The organism is Aeromonas sp. S2(2024) (genome assembly GCF_041402505.1).
In the GTDB taxonomy this organism is placed as follows: Bacteria; Pseudomonadota; Gammaproteobacteria; order Enterobacterales; family Aeromonadaceae; genus Aeromonas; species Aeromonas media.
The window spans coordinates 192,277-212,775 of the sequence record NZ_JBGLRL010000007.1 but is presented as its reverse complement, the minus strand read 5'-3'; the positions used below and the strand labels follow the sequence as shown (position 1 = coordinate 212,775).

Genomic DNA, 20,499 nt, shown 5'->3' with positions numbered 1-20,499 from the left:
GCCAATGCGGTCTTGTTGATGGATAAATTTATCTACTACCTGAAGCAACACCGCTTATATACCCGCCCACTTGGAATTATTTGAGTCTCTAAAAATGAGGGGATCTCTGAGATCGGCATCGACCCAGATGGGCATGGCATGGTTTCCTGTAGTTGAAACGGGCATAACACGAGAGCGGCCATGGTAGCACAGACGTACCCTTCCCGGTGCGAAGCTGAGTCGGCCCCCGCTTTCGTGTAAGCTGGGGCCTGAGCATGAAACGAGAAGGAAACGAGATGGATCGGGTGCCCAGTGACGTAATTTATGGCCTGACCCTGGATGGCAAGGGGGGGATGACTCCGCTGGCCACAGGCAGCGAGATCCCGGCGGCACAGCCCAGCTGGGTGCATCTGGATTACGGCAATCCAGAGTCGGCGCGCTGGCTGTTGCAGACGCCCTTGCTCAATGACGCCGCGCGCGAATCCCTGCTCGGCCAGAGCAACAGACCCAAGCTGGTGCGGATGGGGGAGACTGTGCTGCTGATCCTGCGTGGCATCAATCACAACAAGGATCACAGGCCAGAAGAGATGGTGGCGCTGCGCATCTACATCACCCCGGATTTCATTCTCAGCAGTCGCCGTCGCTCCCTGTTGTCGGAAAAAGATGTCTTCCAGCAGTTGGTGCTGGGGGGCGGCGCCATCTCGAGCGCCGACTGGCTGGTGGAGATCTGTGATGCCCTGACCGACAGGGCGGGGGAGTTTGTCGAGGAGCTGCACGATCAGATCCTGGAACTGGAAGAGATTGTGCTGATGCGTGAACTGCCCGCCAACGGCCGGCTGGCACGGATCCGCAAGCAACTCATCATGATCCGTCGTTACCTCTCTCCCCAGCGGGATCTGGTGGCGCGCCTCGCCAACGAGAAGCTCAGCTGGCTGGATGAGGATGACCGCCGTCGTCTGCTCGACATCGCCGACCGGTTGCGTCGCTGGCTGGACGATCTGGATGCCGGGGTGGCCCGCTCCGCCGTGCTGGCGGACGAGATCAACAACCTGACGGCAGAGGCCACCAACCGCCGTGCCTACCAGATGTCGGTGATGGCGCTGATGTTCCTGCCGGCCAGCTTCCTGACCGGCCTGTTTGGCATCAACCTGGGTGGCATTCCCGGTGCCGAGAGCCCGACTGCCTTCTGGGTCTTCTGCGGCTCCCTGCTGGCGCTGGCGACCGGGCTGGCGGTCTGGCTCAAATATCGACGCTGGTGGTAAGGAACGCACATGACGACATGGGAATCCTTTGGCGTGACCCTGCTGCTGTTGCTGGGACACACCCTGATCCGCGGCCTCATTCACAAGAGCCTGATGGCGCTCGGCCAGAGCCGGCAGGTGAGCGAAAACCGGGTGCTCTACGTGGAGCATGTGTTCCACTTCCTGCTCGGCTGCGCCACCCTGCTGATCCTGGCGGGGGTGTGGGGGCTCGACTTCTCCCGGCTGGTGGTGCTCGCGTCTTCCTTCTTCGCCGTGCTCGGTGTTGCCATGGTGGCCCAGTGGTCGATCCTCTCCAACATCACCGCCAGCATCACCATCTTCTTCGCCTTCCCCTACAAGATAGGTGACCGGATCCGCATCCTCGACAAGGACGATTCGGTGACCGGCGTCATCACCGAGATAGGCCTGTTCTACCTGAGGGTGCGGGATGACAACGGTGATCTGGTGACCTACCCGGCCAACCTGATCCTGCAAAAGCCGGTCAGGCGGCTGGAGAGCAAGGACGCCGAGCCACTGCAGCCGGAATGAGAAAAGGCTCCCTCGGGAGCCTTTTTGCTGGCATCTGTCTCAACGCTCGAAGAAGCGATAGAGGTGCTCTACCTGGATGGGGCAATCGGCCACGAGGTGGATATGGTCGCGGGCCTCCTCGGTTGAGGAGAAACTCATCGGGCAACCCAGGGTGTCCGTCATCATGTAGAGATGGCCGTCCTGACCCCGAAACTCCACTACCCAGCCGGGAGAGATGATGTCATGCATGATCTCCGCCTCCCTGAACCTGTGCTGCTGATGAAACGCACGCAATTCGCTGACTGTCATGACACCCTCCTGTGACTCATGGCGCCACCCTCAAGTCTAGTCGCCCGCAGTGATTGCAGGTGCCGAGAGCCGGCTCGCCGGATGGCGCATCAAGCCGCCTGGGGCTCCCGTGGTGGCTGCAGGGCGATCAGCAGTTCCCCTGCCAGGGGGACAACGGGACCGGTGACGACCCTGGGCTTGCCCCTGGCATCGACGATGAACAGGGGAATGGCGCCGGGATTGGCGTCCTGATACTGGCTCCAGTCAAAGGCGTCGCTCAGCCGGGTCGCCCTGATCTGGCCGCCCCGGCTCAGCAGGCCGCTCAGGCGGGCGAAATTTATCTCCGGCCCGAACAGATCCTGGCGTGCGCGGAAGGTGGCGCTCTCCCGGTTCGCCTTGCCGTGCTGCTCGCTGGAGCGCAGGGAGTGGACCTTATCCTCCCCGTACAGGTGGGCAAAGTGCAGCACCCCGAGGGCGTTGTTGTGACGGTTGGGTGAAAGCGCCAGCACCGTATGAATGCTGGTGAGAGGCAGGTGCAGCTCGGCGTGTTCCGATTGCGGATTGCCAAAGTAGCAGGGCAGGCCGCTCATGCGGGCCAGCTTGCAATGTTCCCAGGCCGGATCGGAGAGATGGACCGGGATGCCCTGATCCGCCAGTGCCCGGCCTATGGCGCGGGCCACCGAATTGGCACCGATCAGCAGCCAGGTGTCGGGAGCGCTCTGGCGCATGCCGAGCAGTCTGGCCAGCGGGGTCGCCGTCAGGCTCTGCAACACCACGGTGAAGATGATGACGGCAAACACCAGGGGCACCAGCTTGTCGGCATCTTCAATGCCTGCCTCGTGCATGCTGATGGCGAAGGAGGCGCTGACCGCCGCCGCCACTATGCCCCGGGGGGCTATCCAGCCGAGCAGGGCCCGGGCGCGCCAGGGGAGATCCGATCCCAGGGTCGAGACCAGGATGCAGAGCGGGCGGGCCACGAACTGCACCACGCAGAGCAGCGCCAGCACCATGGGGCCGAGTTGCCAGAGCTGCGCCAGATCGAGGCGGGCCGCCAGCAGGATGAACAGGGAAGAGATGAGGATGACAGCGAGATCCTCCTTGAAGGCCAGCACCTCCTCCAGATCCAGTCCCTCCTGGTTGGCGAGCCAGATGCCGAACACGGTGACCGCCAGCAGCCCGGATTCGTGACTGAGCCAGTCCGACAGGGTGAAGGTGACCAGCACCAGCGCCAGCACCCCGAACTTGTGCAGGCTGACCGGCAGCCAGTCCTTGCGCATGATCAGGGTGGTGATCCAGCCGGCTGCCACCCCGATGAGGGAGCCGACCCCCACCGTCTTGGCCAGGGCCAGCAGGGTGTGATCGATGAGATCCCCCTGGCTGCCGATGCGAACCGCCTCGAACACCAATACCGCAAACAGGGCACCGATGGGATCGATGACGATCCCCTCCCAGCGCAGGATCTTGTCCACCTCCCGCACCGGCCTGATCACGTTGAGCATGGGGGCGACTACGGTCGGGCCGGTCACCACCAGCACGGCGCCGAGCACCATGGCGACCCGCCAGTCCAGGCCCAGCAGCCAGTAACTGGCGGCGCCGATGACGGCGAAGCTGACCAGCATGCCGGTGGAGCAAATGTTGCGCACCACCTTGCCTATCCCCTTGAGTTCGGTCAGGTGCAGGGTCAGCGCCCCTTCGAACAAGATGATGGCGACCGAGAGCGACACCAGCGGAAACAGCAGCTCTCCGAGCAGGGCGTCGGGGTCTAGCATGCCCGTCATCGGGCCGAGCAAGAGGCCGCTCAGCAGCAGGAACAGGATGGCGGGGACGCGCAGTGACCAGGCGAGCCACTGTGCCAGCAGCGAGATCAGGGCGATCCCGGCCAGGGAGAGTGCAATCATGCCAACCTCGAGTGGGTGATGGGGTTGGACCTAGTGTAGCGGGGAAGGAGAGCAAATTGACACCCGGTAGAGGTGGCCTCGGGGAGGCCGGGATCTCGGATGCCTGGTCAGATCCTTAGCGGACTGGCCTGATCAGATGGGGCTCTCTTTGTGGAGTTCGGTGACGCAGTCGGTCACCGCCAGCACCAGTGCGGAGCGCACCATCTGATCGAGCCGGTTGAGCTGCATTTGATAGAGGGGCCAGTCCTCCTCATTGGCTGGGGGATCCTGCGGCATCATGCTGGTCTGATGGATGGCATGCAGGCGGCCTAGCAGGTCGCGGATCGGCTTGTCGCTGAAACGGTAATCCTTGGGGTCGCGTACCAGAAAATCGCGGATCTTCAGGTAGGCTTCGAGATCCTGATAGCGCTCGAGGGAAATGAGGCCGAGGGCGAAGATGAGCTTGAGGCGCACCTCCAGCTGGCCGAGGGGGCCGCTCTGGTTGAGCAGGGGCTCGATGGCGTATTTGACGGCATACTCCTCCTGGCGGAACGCGCGCCGCATCAGGGAGTCGACCGCCTCTTCCAGGATGGTCACGACCTCGAGAAAGAAGCCACGGGGGCCATCCTGCTCGTTCAGTCGCTCCAGTACATCATCTTCCTGGTGTGTGGTCATAGGTGTTCAGGGTCCGGCTGACTGGGAGAGAGCCAGGCTCTCTCCCGGTTTTTATCATATGGGGCATAGTGACCATTTCGCCGTGTGATGGCGGTTGGCCCTTAGGCCCCATGGGGTCACTTCAAATTGTCATAACGGGCGACGATGGCGCGCACGATCTCGCTCTCTTCCTCCAGCCCGGTCACCCGGGCCAGGGTCCTGGCAGGGCCCAGCTCTGCCAGCAGGGCCTGCAATTCCACCGCCTGGGGATCATCATCGTTGCGATAGAGCAGCGCCGCGGCTATGCCCTCCTGCAAGTGATCGCTGGGCAGGCCGTACTCCAGGGTGCCGAGCAGCGGCTTCACCAGCCTGTCCCCCGCCGCCAGCTTGCGCAGTGGCTGACGGCCGACCCGGTCGATTTCATCCACCAGATAGGGGTTGGCGAAGCGGGACAGAATCTTCTCGATGTAGGCGGCGTGCAGGCGCGGATCGAAGCCGTAGCGTTTCACCAGCACAGCTCCGCTCTCCTCCATGGCGCGGCGCACCTTGCTGCGGATCACCGGATCCTCGATCGCCTCGCGCACGGTGCGGTAGCCTCTCAGCTTGCCGAGGTAGGCGGTGACGATGTGCCCGGTGTTGAGGGTGAACAGCTTGCGCTCGACGAAGGCCATCAGGTTGTCGGTGGGCTCCATGCCCGCCACCTGGGGCAGCTCGCCCTTGAACTGGGTCTGGTCGACGATCCATTCGCTGAAGCTCTCCACCGTCACCTCCAGCGGATCATCGTTGGCCGCGGCAGGGGGCACGATGCGATCCACCGCCGAGTCGACGAAGCCGACGCAGTTGTCGAGGGTGGCATGATACGCGACCGGCAGGTACTTGAGTACCTCCTGCTTGAGGTGGCTGGTGCCGCGTACCATGTTCTCGCAGGCGATGACGTTGAGGGGGGTCAGGTTGCCGGCATCGAAACGGGCCTGCAGCCCCTTGGCCAGGGTGCTGGCAATCTTGTCCAGGATGTTGGGCCCGACCGCAGTGGTGACCAGATCGGCGGTGATGATGCGGGCGATCACCTCGTGTCCGGCGGAGCTGACCGCCGCCACGTTGCGTACCACATCCAACTTCTGGTCCGTGCCCACCACGTGCACCTTGTACTCCTGACGGTGGTTGAGCTGATCGATCAGGGTTTCGTTGACGTCGGCGAAGGTGACCTGATGGCTGGCGTCCGCCAGCAGTTTTCCGATGAAGCCACGACCGATATTGCCGGCACCAAAATGCAATGTTTTCATGATATTAACCTCTACAACCAAAGACGATGAAGGATGACTACGCGGCCTGTTCGGCGCCCAGCAGATCCAGGAACTCCTGGGGATCCTGGGTACTGGCCAGCCGGTCGATGAGACCGGGTTCATCCAGTGCATTGGTCAGACGGGTTATGACCTGCATGTGTTCGTCATTGCGGGCGGCGATGCCGATCACCAGGCGTGCCACTTCATCGGCGTCCTCGCCAAAGGCGACCCCGGCCGGGTACTGGCAGATGACGATGCCGGTACGCTTCACGTGTTCCTTGGCGGCTATGGTGCCGTGGGGAACGGCGATGGACTCGCCGAGGTAGGTGGAGACCAGTTGCTCGCGCTCCAGCATGGCGTTGACGTAATCCGGCGCCACGTAGCCCCGCTCCGCCAGCAGCTTGCCGGCAGCCCGGATGGCGGCCTCCTTGTTGTCGGCCTTGAGGCCCAGGTGCACGTCCTGCAGGCTCAGGGTGAAGACCTCGGCTGCCTGCGGCTCGTAGCTGTCGTCGTTGGCCGCCACCAGCAGTTGCGGGTTGGCCACGTCGTCGTTGGCCGCGTTGGCCAGGCTGAGGTTTTGCACCAGCTCCTGATAGAGGGCGTTGTCGAGGAAGTTGGAGAGGGAGATGTGCTGCGCATGCGGTGCATGGCGACGGGCACGGTCGGTGAGATCCTTGTGGGTGATGACCAGATCCACCTGATCGTCCAGGTTGTTGATGGCACGGTTGGTGACGCTGATGTCGAGACCGGCAGCCTGCACCCGCTTGCGCAGCATGCCGGCGCCCATGGCGCTGGAACCCATGCCCGCATCACAGGCGACCACGATGTTGCGCACTGCGGTCAGCTCGGCACCCGGCTTCTTGGCCGCTGTGGTCTCGGGCTTGGCACCCTTCATGGCCTTCATCTTGCGAGTGGCTTCACCCAGGGCGTCGGCCTCGTCGGCTTCCGGCTGCTGGGCGCGAACGAACACGGCGGCGACCAGGAAGGAGACGGTGGCCGAGGCGATGATGGAGAGCAGCACCCCGATCAGGGAGGCTTTCGGTGTCATCAGCAGCACGGCGAAGATGGAGCCCGGGGAGGCGGGGGAGACCAGACCTGCGTTGAACAGGGTCAGGGTGAAGACCCCGGTCATGCCACCGGCAATCACCGCCAGGATGAGGCGCGGGTTCATCAGCACATAGGGGAAGTAGATCTCGTGGATGCCACCGAAGAAGTGAATGATGGAGGCACCGGCGGCGGACTGCTTGGCGGCGCCACGACCGAACACCATGTAGGCCAGCAGCACGCCCAGACCCGGACCCGGGTTCGCTTCGATCAGGAAGAAGATAGAACGACCCTGTTCGGTGGCTTGCTGGATCCCCAGCGGCGAGAAGATGCCGTGGTTGATGGCGTTGTTGAGGAAGAGGATCTTGGCCGGTTCGACGAAGATGGAGGTCAGCGGCAGCAGGCTGTGGGCGACCAGGAAGTCGACACCGCCGGCCAGGGCGCCGGAGAGCACCTTGACGAAGGGACCGATGACGAAGAAGGCGAGGATGGCGCACAACATGCCGATGATACCGGCGGAGAAGTTGTTGACCAGCATCTCGAAGCCGCTCTTGACCCGGCCCTCCATCGCCTTGTCGAAGCGCTTGATGGCCCAGCCACCGAGCGGGCCGACCATCATGGCGCCCATGAACATGGGGATGTCGGTCCCCACTATGACGCCCATGGTGGTGATGGCACCGACCACGGCACCCCGCTCACCCCCGATCAGCTTGCCGCCGGTGTAGCCAATCAGCAGCGGCAGCAGGTAGGTGATCATGGGGCCGACCAGCTTGGCCAAGGTTTCGTTTGGCAGCCAGCCGGTGGGGATGAAGAGGGCGGTAATGAAGCCCCAGGCGATGAAGGCGCCTATGTTGGGCATGACCATATTGGACAGGAAGCGTCCAAAATTCTGTATCTTGACTTTGGTATCCGGTGATAACATGTCGGGACCCCGTTTTAAGCCTGTGTGATTAAAAGTGGTAGTCGGGATGACGGGTTTTGCCGAACCCCCATCCCTGTCGTCTAAGCAACTTCAATCTACCAGCTTGTGATCAAATTAGGCTGAAAACGGGGCATCTTGTGATGCACCTCTCGTTTACCCCCATTCCCCCCCTTCAACAACAGAGATCTCGATCACATTCGAACGCTGTGCTTCGGCTACATTTCGATCTTTCTGGTCAAAACATCGTTATTTTTGTGATGAATATCACTCTTTGTTGTTTGCGCAAATGTCGTGTCAATGTGATGTTAATCACAAATATTAATTTTGCATTCAAATGAGTCATGTGGTGATGAGGGGAATCCCGGGGTCCTGACGATGGATCTTGCCCATATTGATGGTCATGAGCGATGAATGATCTATTTTGTAACCCACTTTCAGGCTTCCGCCACATGAGGTGGTGCATCAGCCTCTCATGCGGGCGTGGAGCGCCATCGAGCTGGAATGGCAAGCCGACGACGGTCGTAACCAGCAGCGTGTCAGGGTGCCCTGCCAGGGGAAGCTAACTACAAGGCGCAGGCGTGTGAAAAAAAGCCCGCAAGATGCGGGCTTTTTGGTGGTCAGCGGCTGGTGGGCAGGCTTATTCGCTCTTGGGGTCAGCCTCGGTCGACGCCTCTTCTACGGCCGGGGCGACCGGTGCAGGGCCAGGTACCAGAGCCACCGCCGGTTTGGCGATGAGGGAGCGGGTCTCTTCCACCGCCTCGCTCAGCTTCACCTCGATGATCTGACCAAGCTCATAGACCACCTCGGTCTTGTCCAGGTAGACGCGACCGTTGTCCCAGTTGCACTCCAGCCTGTCCTTGTTGTCCAGGATATGGCGAGCGGGCATGAAGACCACGGCGCCGTTCTCCTGAAGGCGCAGCTTGAGGCCGGCCCGCATCACGTCGATGATCTCGGCGTTGAACACCTGATCGGTGCCAGCGGCGGCCTGGAGGTAACGGACATAGAGCCAGTCGCCGATGTCGCGCTCCACCCTGCGGTGCAGGCGGCGACACTCAGTCAGGTGCTCGGTCAGCTCCTGGCTTGGGCGCATCCCCGGGGTCTTGCCGGCGATGACGGCCTTGAGCAGACGATGGTTGACCATGTCGCCGTATTTGCGGATAGGCGAGGTCCAGGTCGCGTAGGCATCCAGCCCCAGGCCGTAGTGGGCACCCGGCTCGGCGGACATCAGGGCATAGCTCTGGAAGCGGCGGATCTTGCCGTCCAGCCAGCGGGTGTCCAGGCTGTCGATCCAGCGGCGCAGGGCACAGAAGCCGGACAGGCTGGCGATATCTTCCTTCTCGAACGGCGCCTCGGCGCTCTTGAGCAGGTCGATGGCGCCGTCGAGCGACTCCTCGTCAAAACCGGTGTGGACGTTGAAGATGCCGTAGCCGACGCTCTTGCCCAATACGCGACCGGCGCAGATGTTGGCGGCGATCATCGACTCTTCGATCATCCGGTTGGCGATGCGACGGGGCTCCACGTGGATGGCCAGCACGGCGCCGTTCTCACCCAGCTCGAAGTCGTAGTCGGGGCGGTCCGGGAACACCAGGGCGTGCTCGGTACGCCACTTGATACGCGCTTCTGTCATGGCCTTCATCAGGGGCAGCTGGGCCATGACGCCTGCGTCTATGTCCAGCGCCTTGCCGTGCTCTGCCCAGTCGGAGACCTCGTCATAGTTCAGACGAGCGTGGGAGACGATGCGGGCGGCGAAGAATTCGGTCTCTTCCAGCAGCAGGCCATCCTCGGCGATCAGCAGGCGGGCGCACAGGGTGTTGCGCTCCTCCCCCTCTTTCAGGGAGCAGAGCTCGTCGGAGAGGGTGCGCGGTATCATGGGCACGTTGCGACCCGGCATGTAGACGGTGAAGGCGCGCTTGGCGGCTTCCTGGTCCAGTTCGCTGCCTTCGGCCACATAGGCGGTCGGGTCGGCGATGGCGACCAGCAGCTCCCAGCCGTTGTCCAGCTTGGTGATGGCCAGGGCATCATCCATGTCCTTGGTCTTGGCGCCGTCGACGGTGAAGAAGGGCACCTGGGTCAGATCGCGACGGGGCAGCTCTTCCTCTTCGATCACCTTCCACTCCGGCAGGTCCGCCGGTTCTATTTGAGCCAAGCTGTGGCGTGCCAGCACCACCCACCAGGGCACGTTGTGATCATCCTTGTCGGCGATGAGCTGGGTGATCTCGGCGGAGAAGTTGCCATCCACCAGGGCGTGGCGCTTGAGGGTCGCCACCACCCAGTCCCCTTCCTTGAAGGACTTTTCGTCCAGACCCTTCTTGGCGCGGGCCTTGATGGCGTCCTTGATGAGAGGGTGATCAGGCACCACGTTGAGGCGGTCGCGGAACATCTTGACGCGACCGACGAAGCGGACCACGGCCTGCTCCAGCAGGGCATCCGGCTCGGCCACTTCCTTCTCTTTCTCGGTACGGATCAGGGCGCTCACCCGGTCACCATGCATCACCTTCTTCATGTAGGGAGGCGGCACGAAATAGCTGGTCTTCTCATCGACCTCCAGGAAGCCGAAGCCCCGATCGGAGGCGCGAATCACACCCTCTTTCTTGGGGATGTTTTCGCGGATTTGTTGCTTGAGCTGGGCCAGCAGCGGATTGTCTTGGAACATAAGTGAGGAACCTGAAGTGGAAAACCTGGGTGGAGACCTGATGAAGGATCGCCCAGCACTATACGTTTTTACCCCTCCAAAGCCAAGGTGAATGGCCCCCTCAGCGGGGTTGCAGTGCTCGGCGCCCCTGCTCGATCAGGCGTTGGGAGATCTGCTTGTGCAGCCCCCGCTCCAGCACCCAGCGGTGCCAGTAGAGGCGCTCGATGAGGTGATTGTCCGGGCTGAGATCGAGCAGCAGTCCCTGTGCCAGCTGCTGGCGGATCTGCAACTCGGGGATGAGACAGCAGGCGAGCCCCTGCTCGGCCATGGCGACGAAGGCTTCCGACGAGCGCACCGTGTGGCAGGGGTAACCGCCGGGGGCCAGCGCGAAGTGACGGGCCATGAAGCTGACATGCATGTCGTCGCGCTGATCAAACGCCACTGCCGGTGCCTTGGCCAGCGCCGCCGGGGTGAGCCCGCGGGGAAAGTGGCGGGCGACGAAGGCGGGGCTGGCGGTCAGCAGGTAGCGCATCTCGCCGAGCTCGTCGACGCAGCAGCCTGCCAGCGGCTGGGGTTGCAGGCTGACGGCGCCGAATGCCTGGCCCTCACGCACCCGGTCCAGGGTGCGGCTCTCGTCATCCACCAGCAGGTTCAGCTCTATGGGGTGCTGCTCCAGCAGCGGCGCCAGGGCGGGCAGAAACCAGGTGGCCAGGCTGTCGGCGTTGACGGCTATGCTGATCCGGATCGGCGCCTGGGGTTCGCTGGGGGAGAGTTCCCCCGCCAGCTCCAGCTCCAGCTGGCGTACCTGGCGGTAGTGGGCCAGCAACTTCTGTCCGAGGGCGGTGGCCTGCAAGGGCTGGCTGCGGATGATCAGCGGCTCTGCAAACTGCTGCTCCAGCTGCTTGATGCGCTGGGAGATGGCGGACTGGGTGATGTGCAGACGCTGGGCGGCGCGCTCGAAGTTCTGCTCCTGCATCACGGCATCCAGCGCCAGCAGCAGCTTGTAGTCCAGCGTCTTCATCAGCATTCCTTATCAGAGAAGGGGATTGAACAAGGATGCTACTGGAGTGATGGCGGCAGGGCAACCTGGCCGACACTGGCGGGTGCCCCGTGCGGGGGAATCACGGGCCTGTCACTGTGAGATGTGACAGTAGCGACAGGATGAGATTCATAAGATACTCATTTGGTCCGTTTTTGCATGGGGTGGAAACGGGCCATAGCGAGAGTTTTGGTCCCGGGTGTCAGCCCGGGACTTTTTTATGGGGTCAGCTCATGCCGAGCAGCTCTCCTGCCGGTACGTACTCCCCCCGCAGTGGGCGGTTGACGGCGCGTTCGAAGCGCTCGTCCAGATGGAAGCGGATCCCGACCCCGCGTACCGCCCCCAGATCCACCGCCTGACGGTGGCCGAGCCGCTCGATGGGCAGGCCGAGGCGGCGGAAGATGCGCTCCACCGGCAGGCTGACCACGGCGACCAGCTCCCGGATCCCTTGCTCCCTGGCGAAGGCATGGACCTCCCGAAAGATGACGCAGGTCAGTTCGCTGATGCCGTTGTCGAGCATGGGCGCGCGGCCGGCATCGATGGCGAGGCGGGTCAGCTCCCAGACATCGGCGCCGCAAGGGGCCCGTTCGCCGGCGAGGGCACCGGGAAAGATGCTGGGCAGCATGTAATCCTGGGCACAGCTGAGCAACCTGATGCAGCCGCACAGACCCTGCTCATCGTCAATCAGCACCCAGTGGGTATCGGGTTTGTCGAAGCTGTCCCGCTCCAGACCCCGGTGGGACTCCACATCCCAGCCGAGCCGATCGGAGAAGACTCGCTTGCGAAAGCGATAAAGCTCGTTTTCGACCTCCCATCTGGGGTGTTCTTTCAATTTTCCTTTGAAAACAAGCATTCATGTCTCTCCATTTCATGGTTAGGCGCTATAATCCAAGGCCTTGGCCAGGGGAGGCTAGCCTATGACACGCGACCAACTGCTTGAGTATCTGGAACATTTCACGCTGGTAACGGATGGAAACCGGCTGGCCGAGCTGATCGGCCGCTTCACCCTGGGAATGGGCTACGACTACTATCGCTTTGCGCTCATCCTGCCCATGTCGATGCAAAGGCCCAAGGTGGTGTTGTTCAACCAGTGCCCGGACTCCTGGGTGCAGGCCTACACGGTGAACAACATGCTGGCCTGCGATCCCATCATCCAGCTCGCCCGTACACAGACCCTGCCCATCTACTGGAACCGGCTGGACGAGAAGGCGCGCTTCCTGCAAGAGGGGAGCATGGATGTTATGGGACTGGCGGCGGAGTTCGGGCTGCGCAACGGCATCTCGTTTCCGCTGCACGGGGCGGCGGGGGAGAACGGCATACTGTCGTTCATCACCCGGGAGCGGGCGTCCAGCGACCTGCTGCTCGAGTCCTCGCCCATTCTCTCCTGGATGTCCAACTACATCTTCGAGGCGGCGATCCGGATAGTGCGCCAGAGCATGAGGGAAGATGATCCCCAGGAGGCCCTGACGGAAAGGGAGACCGAGTGCCTGTTCTGGGCCAGCGACGGGAAGACATCGGGGGAGATCGCCTGCATCCTCGGGATCACCGAGCGCACCGTGAACTATCACCTCAACCAGGTCACCCGCAAGACGGGGTCGATGAATCGCTACCAGGCCATCGCCAAGGGGGTCAGCAGTGGCATCCTGCTGCCGAATCTGGAGCAGGTCGTGGTCACCAACTTCCCCAGACTGTTGCAGTGAATACAGGCCCGGCGGCACCGGCTCGTCGCCTGGCATCCCCTCTGTCGCCATCACCGCTGTCCTGCGCCGTCCCATCCTGCCGCCGATTCTCGGGGCGGGGCTGTGGCCCCACAATTGTCAGATCCTGCAATTGACAGTCTACAAAGCATCGTTTTTCGCCCCGTGTTATCAGTTTTTTGAATGCATCAGAAAATGAATGAATTTCTCTGATTTCATGCCTCCCCTTATAGTGCGGCTAGATCTCCCACTCAAAGGTTTGTCCATGTTCGCGACCACACTGCAAGGCTTTACCCTCGGCCTTGCCATGATCATCCCCATCGGTGCCCAGAACGCCTTCGTGCTGAGCCGGGGCATTCACCGCAACCACCATCTGCTGGCGGCGACCCTCTGCTGCCTGTGCGATCTCGTGCTGATCGGCATAGGAGTGTTTGGTGGTGCCAACCTGCTGGCGGCCAGCCCCATCGGGCTGGCGCTGCTGACCTGGGGCGGCGTGCTGTTTCTCGGCTGGTTCGGGGTGCGATCCCTTGGCAGTGCCTGGCGCGGGCAGGGTGCAGCCCTGGCGGACTCTCCCCAGCTGATGGGGGTCAAGAGCGTGCTGGCCATGACGCTGGGGGTGACCCTGCTCAACCCCCACGTCTATCTGGATACCCTGATGCTGCTCGGCTCCTTCGGCAGCCAGTTTGCCGAGGATCTGCGGCCCGCCTTCGCGGCCGGAGCCATGCTGGCCTCCCTGGTCTGGTTTTACGGGCTGGCGGTCGGGGCGGCGGCGCTTTCCCCTTGGCTTGCCCGAGGCCGGGTACAGCAAGCCATTGATCTTGTTGTCGGTCTCATCATGCTGGTGCTGGCGGTCAAGCTGGCCAGCGGGGCATGGATGGCCTCATAAGGCTATTTTTGTGCCGTGCTTCATAAAAATGAGTCCCGGCTTCATCTGCTGACATATTCGTCTGTTAAATTCCCGCCGCTGGTAAAGCGTTACTCATAATAAAAGGGAAAATACAGTGAATAACTCCATGAAGCTGGGGGCCATCGCCGCCATCGTGCTGCTAACTGCCTGCAGCAATGAAAACGACAGCAAGGCGCAGCCGGGGACCGTCTCTCTGCGCCTGATCCAGACCTCCGATATCCACTCCAACGTGCTGGGGTATGACTACTACCAGAACAAGGAAGACCGCAAGTTCGGCCTCTCCCGTACCGCCCTGCTGATCCGCGCTGCGCGCGCCGAAAATCCCAACAACCTGCTGCTCGACAACGGTGACCTGATCCAGGGTACGCCGCTGGCGGACTACATCTTCGAGCAGTCCGGTGCCGGCTACCTCGAGAAGCAGGCCCACCCGGTGTTCAAGGCCATGAACGAGCTCGACTATGACGCGGGCAACCTCGGCAACCACGAGTTCAACTACGGGCTGGATTACCTCGGCAAGGTGCTGTCGGGGGCCGAATTCCCCTATGTGAACGCCAACGTGTTCGAGGCGGGCGCCTTCAAGCGCGACGCCAAGGGACAGATTGACTGGAGTGGCAACAAATTCACCCCCTACCTGCTGCTGGAGCGCCAGGTCACCGATGACAAGGGCCAGCTGCAGACCGTCAAGGTGGGCATCCTGGGTCTGACGCCGACACAGGTGTTGCAGTGGGACAAACGCCATCTGGAAGGCAAGGTGGTGGTGGCCGACATGGTCGAGACCGCCAACCACTATGTGCCCGAGCTGCGCGCCAAAGGGGCCGATCTGGTGGTAGTGGTTGCCCACACCGGCATCAACGCCAACAGCTATGAGGCCATGATGGAGAACTCCGCCTGGCATCTGGCCAAAGTAAAGGGGATAGATGCCCTGATGCTGGGTCATGCTCACAAGAACTTCCCGGGTGATTTCCCTGACTTGCCAGAAGTGGACAATCAGGCCGGTACCCTGAGCGGTATCCCGACCGTGATGCCCGGCTACTGGGGCAACCACCTCGGCATCATCGATCTCAAGCTGGAGCAGGTGGATGGCAAGTGGCAGGTGAAGCAGAGCCAGGCCAGCCTGCGCAAGATCGACTCCAGCGAAGGCAGTGCCGTGGATCAGCGGGTGGTGGATCTGGTGCAGGCGGATCACGACGCCACCAACCAGTGGCTGGACGAGCCGCTTGGCAAGATCACCTCTCCCATCCACAGCTTCTTCGCCCTGGTGCAGGACGACCCTTCGGTGCAACTGGTGAGCGATGCCCAGCGCCGCTACGCCGAACAACTGCAACAAGACGGTCTGCTCAAGGAGCCCTATCCCATCCTGTCGGTGGCGGCCCCCTTCCGCGGCGGGCGCAACGGCATCAATGACTTCACCTATGTGGCTCAGGGGAACATCTCCCTGCGCAACGTCTCCGACCTCTACATCTATCCGAACACCCTGCAGGTGGTCGAGGTGAACGGGGCCACGGTCAAGGAGTGGCTGGAGATGAGCGCCGGCCAGTTCAACCGGATCGACGCCAGCAAGACAGAGGTGCAGTGGCTGGTGAACGAAAGCTTCCCCACCTACAACTTTGATGTGATCGACGGGGTGAGCTACGAGGTGGACATCACCCAGCCGGCCCGTTACAGCAAGGAAGGGCTCAAGGTCAGCGACGGTCAGCGCATCAGCGGGCTCACCTTCAATGGCCAGCCCATGGATCCGGCCCAGAAGTTCTACGTGGTGACCAACAACTATCGCGCCAGCGGTGGCGGTCACTTCCCGGGCATCGACGGCAGCAACATAGTGCACGAAGATCCCTCCGAGACACGGGAGATCATCGCCCAGTACCTGAAGGCCCAGTCTGCGGAGAATCCGGCTGGCTTCAGCCCGGCGGCCAACAACAACTGGCACATGAAGGCGCTGCCCGCAGGCGTTGACGTGCGTCTCTACTCTTCCCCGGGTGAGGAGGCCAAGGCCCTGGCCGGTGCGGATCTGGCGTACCAGTCCACCCTGCCGATGGATGACGCCAAGCACCCCGGTTACGCCATCTACCGCTTGGTCCGCCAGTAATTCGGTGGTGAAAAGCAGATAACAAAAGCCCTCGCACTGCGAGGGCTTTTTCATTCCTGACCGAAGGGGGTTATCTCAGTAGTCACCGGGTTCCTCTGGGTCGGAGCGGGTCTTGAGGGAGCAATGCATGCCTCTCAGTAGTAACCTGCATCTTCAGGGTTGGGGCGGGTCTTGAAGCGGCGATGCAGCCACATGTACTGCTCGGGGGCCTTGCGCACGGCGGCTTCAATCTCTCGGTTGGCGCGGGCGGCATCGGCCAGGTCGTCGCCGCTCGGGTAGTCTTCCAGCGGCGCACCTATGTGCAGGGTGTAGCCGTCCTGGGTGCGGATGTTGTAGCAGGGCAGGGTGACGGTGTTCTTGACCCGGGCCAGGGTGGCGGTGCCCGTGATGGTGGCCGCCTGCTCCACCGCGAAGTAGGGCACGAAGACGCTGGCGTGGCTGCCGTAGTCGTGATCCGGCGCGTACCAGAGGGCGTCGCCGTTGCGCAGCGCCTTGATCATCCCCTTCACGTCCATGCGATCCACCAGGTACTTGTTGGAGGCGCAGCGACCGTGGTACTGGGCGTACTCCAGCACCGGATTGGTGTTGGGGCGATAGACACCGACCCCGGGGCGTACCAAACCGAAGCAGCGGGCGTTGAGCTCAAGGGTGAGGAAGTGGCAGGAGAGCAGCAGCATGCCCTGACCCTTCTCGATGGCGTCGATGACATGCTCTTCCCCCTCCACCTTCATCAGGCGGCGCATCCGCCAATCCGGCCAGAACCAGGCCATGCCCACCTCGAAGATGGCGCAGCCCACGCTCTCGAAGTTCTGTTTGAGCAGGGTTTCCCGCTGATCCCGGCTGAGCTCGGGCATCGCCAGCTCCAGGTTGCGACGGGCAATCTTGACGCGGGATTTCAGTACCTTGCGGGCCAGGGTGCCGAGCTGACGACCCAGCCACATCTGGCTGCGCCAGGGCAGCAGCACCAGCAGCCACAGCAGGCACAGGCCGAACCAGCTGCCCCAGTAACGGGGATGGAACAGACGGGGTTCGAGGCGGGGAGCATGTTCTTGGGCCATGAAGAGTCTCTTGTTCACAAAGGCAAGGAAGGGAGCCCAGCCGACACGGGGGTATCGGAGCCCGTGGATAGGCTGTCACTCACAATCTGGGGATTCTATCCGAAAAACGGGGGCGGGTGCGAATCGCCGTCACCTGGTCAGAGGGGTCAGGCGGGGAGCACCATGGCGGGCATGGCAGTGCTTTTTTCACGTCCTGGAAAAGAGTGTGATAAAATCGCCCGCTGAAATTTTCAGGTTTTGAGAGCCGATACAGATGAAAATCACCCTGCCCGAGTTTGAGAAAGCCCGCGTTCTGGTCGTTGGCGATGTCATGTTGGATCGCTATTGGCATGGCCCCACCGGCCGGATCTCGCCGGAGGCGCCGGTGCCCGTGGTCAAGGTCGAGCACATCGAGGAGCGCCCGGGTGGCGCCGCCAACGTGGCCCTGAACTCCGCCGCCCTGGGTGCCCAGGCCGTGTTGCTCGGGCTGACCGGCCGGGATGAGGCCGCCGATGCCCTGGCCGGCCAGATGGCAGGGGTCAAGGTCGCCTGTGATTTCGTTCGTCTGACCGACTACCCGACCATCACCAAGCTGCGGGTGCTGTCCCGCAACCAGCAACTGTTGCGCCTCGATTTCGAAGAGGCCTTCCACGACGTGGACGCCAGCCTGCTGATGGGCAAGGTGGAGCAGGCGCTGCCAGGGGCCGACGTGATGATCCTCTCCGATTACGGCAAGGGCGCCTTGAACGACGTGCCTGGCATGATTGCCCGCGCTCGCACCGCCGGCATCCCGGTGCTGGTGGATCCCAAGGGGACGGATTTCGAGAAATATCGCGGCGCCACCTTGCTGACCCCCAACATGTCCGAATTCGAGGCCGTGGTGGGCAAGGTGAAGAGCGAAGAGGAGCTGGTCGCCAAGGGGCTGGAGCTGGTCAAGCGCTTCGAGCTGGACGCCCTGCTGGTGACCCGTTCCGAGAATGGCATGACCCTGATCCGCGAAGGACAGCCGGAGCTGCACCTGCCGGCCCAGGCTCACGAAGTCTATGACGTCACCGGTGCCGGTGACACCGTCATCTCCACCCTGGCGACATCCCTTGCCGCCGGCATGAGCCTGGACGAGGCCTGCGCCCTGGCCAACACCGCCGCCGGCATCGTAGTCGGCAAGCTGGGGACCTCTACCGTGAGCCCGGTGGAGCTGGCCAACGCGCTCTACACCGAGCAGGAGACCGGCTTTGGCGTCATGTCCGAGGCCCAGCTCAAGGTGGCCGTGCAGGCCGCCCGCCTGCGCGGCGAGAAGGTGGTGATGACCAACGGCTGTTTCGACATCCTGCATGCGGGCCACGTCTCCTACCTCGCCAATGCGGGCAAGCTGGGGGACCGCCTGATCGTTGCGGTCAACACCGATGAGTCCGTGCGTCGTCTCAAGGGGCCGGGCCGTCCGGTCAACCCTACCGAGCGCCGTATGACTGTGCTGGCGGCGCTGGGTGCCGTGGACTGGGTGGTGCCCTTCGGTGAGGACACGCCCCAGCGGCTGATCGCCGAAATCCTGCCTGACCTGCTGGTCAAGGGGGGCGACTACAAGCCCGAAGAGATCGCCGGCTATGCCGAAGTGACCGCCAACGGCGGCGAGGTGCGGGTGCTGAACTTCGAGGATGGCTGCTCCACCAGCGACATCATCAAGACCATCCGCGAGCGCGGCTGAGGCGAACTAACGTGACCATCGTCGGCGCCCTCGGGAGCCGGCAATCAGGCAGCAAAAAGGCGACCCGGGGGTCGCCTTTTTTCATGCCGTGAATCCGGCTCAGGACTTCTTGGTGACCTGGGCGGCGGGCATCAGGCCCTGGTTCACGTCTTCCAGATCCTTCTGCTCCAGTATGCCGGCGGCCTGCTTGAGGGAGAGGATGCTGAGGATGTAGTTGTAGCGGGCCTCGGAGAGCTTCTGCTTGGCCTGGTACAGCTTGCGGGTAGCGTCCAGCACGTCGACTATGGTGCGGGTACCCACTTCATAACCGGCTTCGGTTGCCTTGAGGGCGCTGTCGGCGGAGATGACGGACTGGCCGTAGGCACGCACCGAGCCGATGCTGGCGTTCACGTTGTTATAAGAAGAACGCACCGTGCTCTGCACCGAACGGAAGCTGCGCTCCAGCTGCTCGCTGGCGGCCACGTAGTTGAACTGGGCCTGCTTGACCTGGGAGGTGGTAGCACCCCCGGTGTAGAGCGGCAGGTTGAAGTTCAGGCCGATATTGCCCTGATTGCTGTTGCTCTCGGGGTTGCGGATCTCGTCCTTGTAGTCGTTGTAACCGGCGGAGAGGCCGGCGCCCAGATCCAGGGTCGGCTCGTGACCCGTCTTGGCCAGGTCGATCTGCTCCTTGGCGATGTCCTTGCCGATGCGGGCGTTGTGCAGCTCAAGGTTCTTGTCCAGTGCCAGCTCCAACCACTTGTCAGAGTTGAACGGCGTCTTCTGCGGGGCGAAACGCTCGGTGTTGAGCACGTCCAGTTGGCGATGATCGATGCCGGTCAGCTCGCGCAGGCTCTCATAGCTGTTGTCCAGGGTGTTCTCGGCATTGATCTCGTCTGCCAGCGCCTGATCGCGCTCGGCCTCGGCCTCATGCACGTCGGTGATGGCGGTCAGGCCCACTTCGAAGCGCTGCTGAGTCTGTTCCAGTTGACGCTCAACCGCGACCTTGTTGGCGCGAACAAATTCCAGGGTGTCCATCGCCTTGAGCACATTGAAGTAGGCCTGGGCGGTACGCAGCATCAGATTCTGGTACTCGAGGTTGTAGCTCACGTCGGACTGGGTGGCACTCTTCTCGGTCAAGTCCAGGTTGACCCAGTTGCTGCGACGGTAGATGGACTGATCCAGTGTCACTGAGCCGGTGGCGCCGCTGTTGGTCTGGGTATCGTCCTTGTTCTGCAGATAGTTCAGGCCGGCACCCAGATTGATCTGTGGCAACAGGGCTGCGCGGGATTCGTTGATCTTCTCGAAAGCCTGGTCTCGCTTGGCCTTGGATTCCAGCAGTTGGGTATCCTTGACTTGGGCTTGTTGGTAGATTTCGAGCAGGTTTTCGGCATGAGCGGCACTGCTCACACCCAGCATCACCATGACTGACAAGAGTGTTCTTTTCATATGATAGTTTTAACCTTATATATCAACCCAAAGCTGTCCGCTGGATGAGGGGGGATTGTCATCGACCAAGCTTGATTTCAGCTTAACCACTCTACTATAAGCAGATTTCATTGCGAACTGTCTCTTTTCCAGCGACAGAAACGTCAAGAGTCAGGGCG

General features: G+C 62.3%; 16 protein-coding genes. 6 read left to right on the top strand and 10 right to left on the bottom strand.

Features of this window, described 5'->3' with window-relative positions:
* Positions 1-275 precede the first annotated feature (275 nt).
* Together zntB and ACB039_RS10125 are read left to right on the top strand one after the other, a co-directional pair.
* The gene (gene zntB / locus ACB039_RS10130; RefSeq protein WP_043132582.1) at positions 276-1,241 is read left to right on the top strand and encodes a zinc transporter ZntB; all 966 of its coding nucleotides are present in this window, start codon (positions 276-278) and stop codon (positions 1,239-1,241) included.
* Positions 1,242-1,250: 9 nt separating this feature from the next.
* Positions 1,251-1,769 (top strand): mechanosensitive ion channel domain-containing protein, encoded by a 519-nt coding sequence (locus ACB039_RS10125; protein WP_043132579.1) that lies wholly within the window; start codon positions 1,251-1,253, stop codon positions 1,767-1,769.
* Between the two features lie 39 nt (positions 1,770-1,808).
* Here the strand turns inward: ACB039_RS10125 and ACB039_RS10120 are convergent, their stop codons facing one another.
* From ACB039_RS10120 to ACB039_RS10085, 8 genes are all read right to left on the bottom strand, one after another.
* On the bottom strand, positions 1,809-2,057 hold the full coding sequence (locus ACB039_RS10120) for a hypothetical protein (RefSeq protein ID WP_042649398.1): 249 nt from the start codon (positions 2,055-2,057) through the stop codon (positions 1,809-1,811).
* Between the two features lie 89 nt (positions 2,058-2,146).
* The gene (locus tag ACB039_RS10115) at positions 2,147-3,934 is read right to left on the bottom strand and encodes a cation:proton antiporter (RefSeq protein WP_371165578.1); all 1,788 of its coding nucleotides are present in this window, start codon (positions 3,932-3,934) and stop codon (positions 2,147-2,149) included.
* A gap of 132 nt (positions 3,935-4,066) precedes the next feature.
* Positions 4,067-4,588, bottom strand: a complete 522-nt coding sequence (locus ACB039_RS10110; protein WP_005332927.1) for an MltR family transcriptional regulator — start codon at positions 4,586-4,588, stop codon at positions 4,067-4,069.
* Between the two features lie 116 nt (positions 4,589-4,704).
* The gene (locus ACB039_RS10105; RefSeq protein WP_042649400.1) at positions 4,705-5,850 is read right to left on the bottom strand and encodes a mannitol-1-phosphate 5-dehydrogenase; all 1,146 of its coding nucleotides are present in this window, start codon (positions 5,848-5,850) and stop codon (positions 4,705-4,707) included.
* A gap of 37 nt (positions 5,851-5,887) precedes the next feature.
* On the bottom strand, positions 5,888-7,816 hold the full coding sequence (locus tag ACB039_RS10100) for a PTS mannitol transporter subunit IICBA (RefSeq protein ID WP_041206491.1): 1,929 nt from the start codon (positions 7,814-7,816) through the stop codon (positions 5,888-5,890).
* 637 nt (positions 7,817-8,453) lie between these two features.
* Positions 8,454-10,469, bottom strand: coding sequence for an exoribonuclease II (locus ACB039_RS10095; RefSeq protein ID WP_226171185.1), 2,016 nt, complete (start codon positions 10,467-10,469; stop codon positions 8,454-8,456).
* Between the two features lie 100 nt (positions 10,470-10,569).
* On the bottom strand, positions 10,570-11,469 hold the full coding sequence (locus ACB039_RS10090; RefSeq protein WP_139751749.1) for a LysR family transcriptional regulator ArgP: 900 nt from the start codon (positions 11,467-11,469) through the stop codon (positions 10,570-10,572).
* 244 nt (positions 11,470-11,713) lie between these two features.
* Positions 11,714-12,340, bottom strand: coding sequence for an acyl-homoserine-lactone synthase (locus ACB039_RS10085; RefSeq protein ID WP_139751750.1), 627 nt, complete (start codon positions 12,338-12,340; stop codon positions 11,714-11,716).
* Positions 12,341-12,404: 64 nt separating this feature from the next.
* Between ACB039_RS10085 and ACB039_RS10080 the strand changes: the two genes are divergently transcribed.
* From ACB039_RS10080 to ACB039_RS10070, 3 genes are all read left to right on the top strand, one after another.
* A complete protein-coding gene (locus tag ACB039_RS10080; RefSeq protein ID WP_005324972.1) occupies positions 12,405-13,187 on the top strand; it encodes a LuxR family transcriptional regulator in 783 nt (260 codons plus the stop codon).
* A gap of 262 nt (positions 13,188-13,449) precedes the next feature.
* Entirely contained in the window at positions 13,450-14,070 is a 621-nt protein-coding gene (gene lysE, locus ACB039_RS10075; RefSeq protein WP_005324974.1) for an L-lysine exporter, read from the top strand.
* 127 nt (positions 14,071-14,197) lie between these two features.
* Entirely contained in the window at positions 14,198-16,177 is a 1,980-nt protein-coding gene (locus ACB039_RS10070; protein WP_371165580.1) for a bifunctional 2',3'-cyclic-nucleotide 2'-phosphodiesterase/3'-nucleotidase, read from the top strand.
* 134 nt (positions 16,178-16,311) lie between these two features.
* Here the strand turns inward: ACB039_RS10070 and lpxL are convergent, their stop codons facing one another.
* Positions 16,312-17,235, bottom strand: a complete 924-nt coding sequence (gene lpxL / locus ACB039_RS10065) for an LpxL/LpxP family Kdo(2)-lipid IV(A) lauroyl/palmitoleoyl acyltransferase (RefSeq protein ID WP_041206487.1) — start codon at positions 17,233-17,235, stop codon at positions 16,312-16,314.
* 253 nt (positions 17,236-17,488) lie between these two features.
* Between lpxL and hldE the strand changes: the two genes are divergently transcribed.
* Positions 17,489-18,916 carry a bifunctional D-glycero-beta-D-manno-heptose-7-phosphate kinase/D-glycero-beta-D-manno-heptose 1-phosphate adenylyltransferase HldE gene (hldE, locus tag ACB039_RS10060; RefSeq protein WP_371165577.1) on the top strand — a complete coding sequence of 476 codons (1,428 nt, stop codon included), beginning with the start codon at positions 17,489-17,491 and terminating at the stop codon, positions 18,914-18,916.
* A 99-nt stretch (positions 18,917-19,015) separates the two neighbouring features.
* Here hldE and tolC read toward each other — a convergent pair whose 3' ends face one another.
* Complete coding sequence (gene tolC, locus ACB039_RS10055; protein ID WP_042649405.1) at positions 19,016-20,341, bottom strand: outer membrane channel protein TolC; 1,326 nt, start codon at positions 20,339-20,341, stop codon at positions 19,016-19,018.
* Between the last annotated feature and the right edge of the window lie 158 nt (positions 20,342-20,499).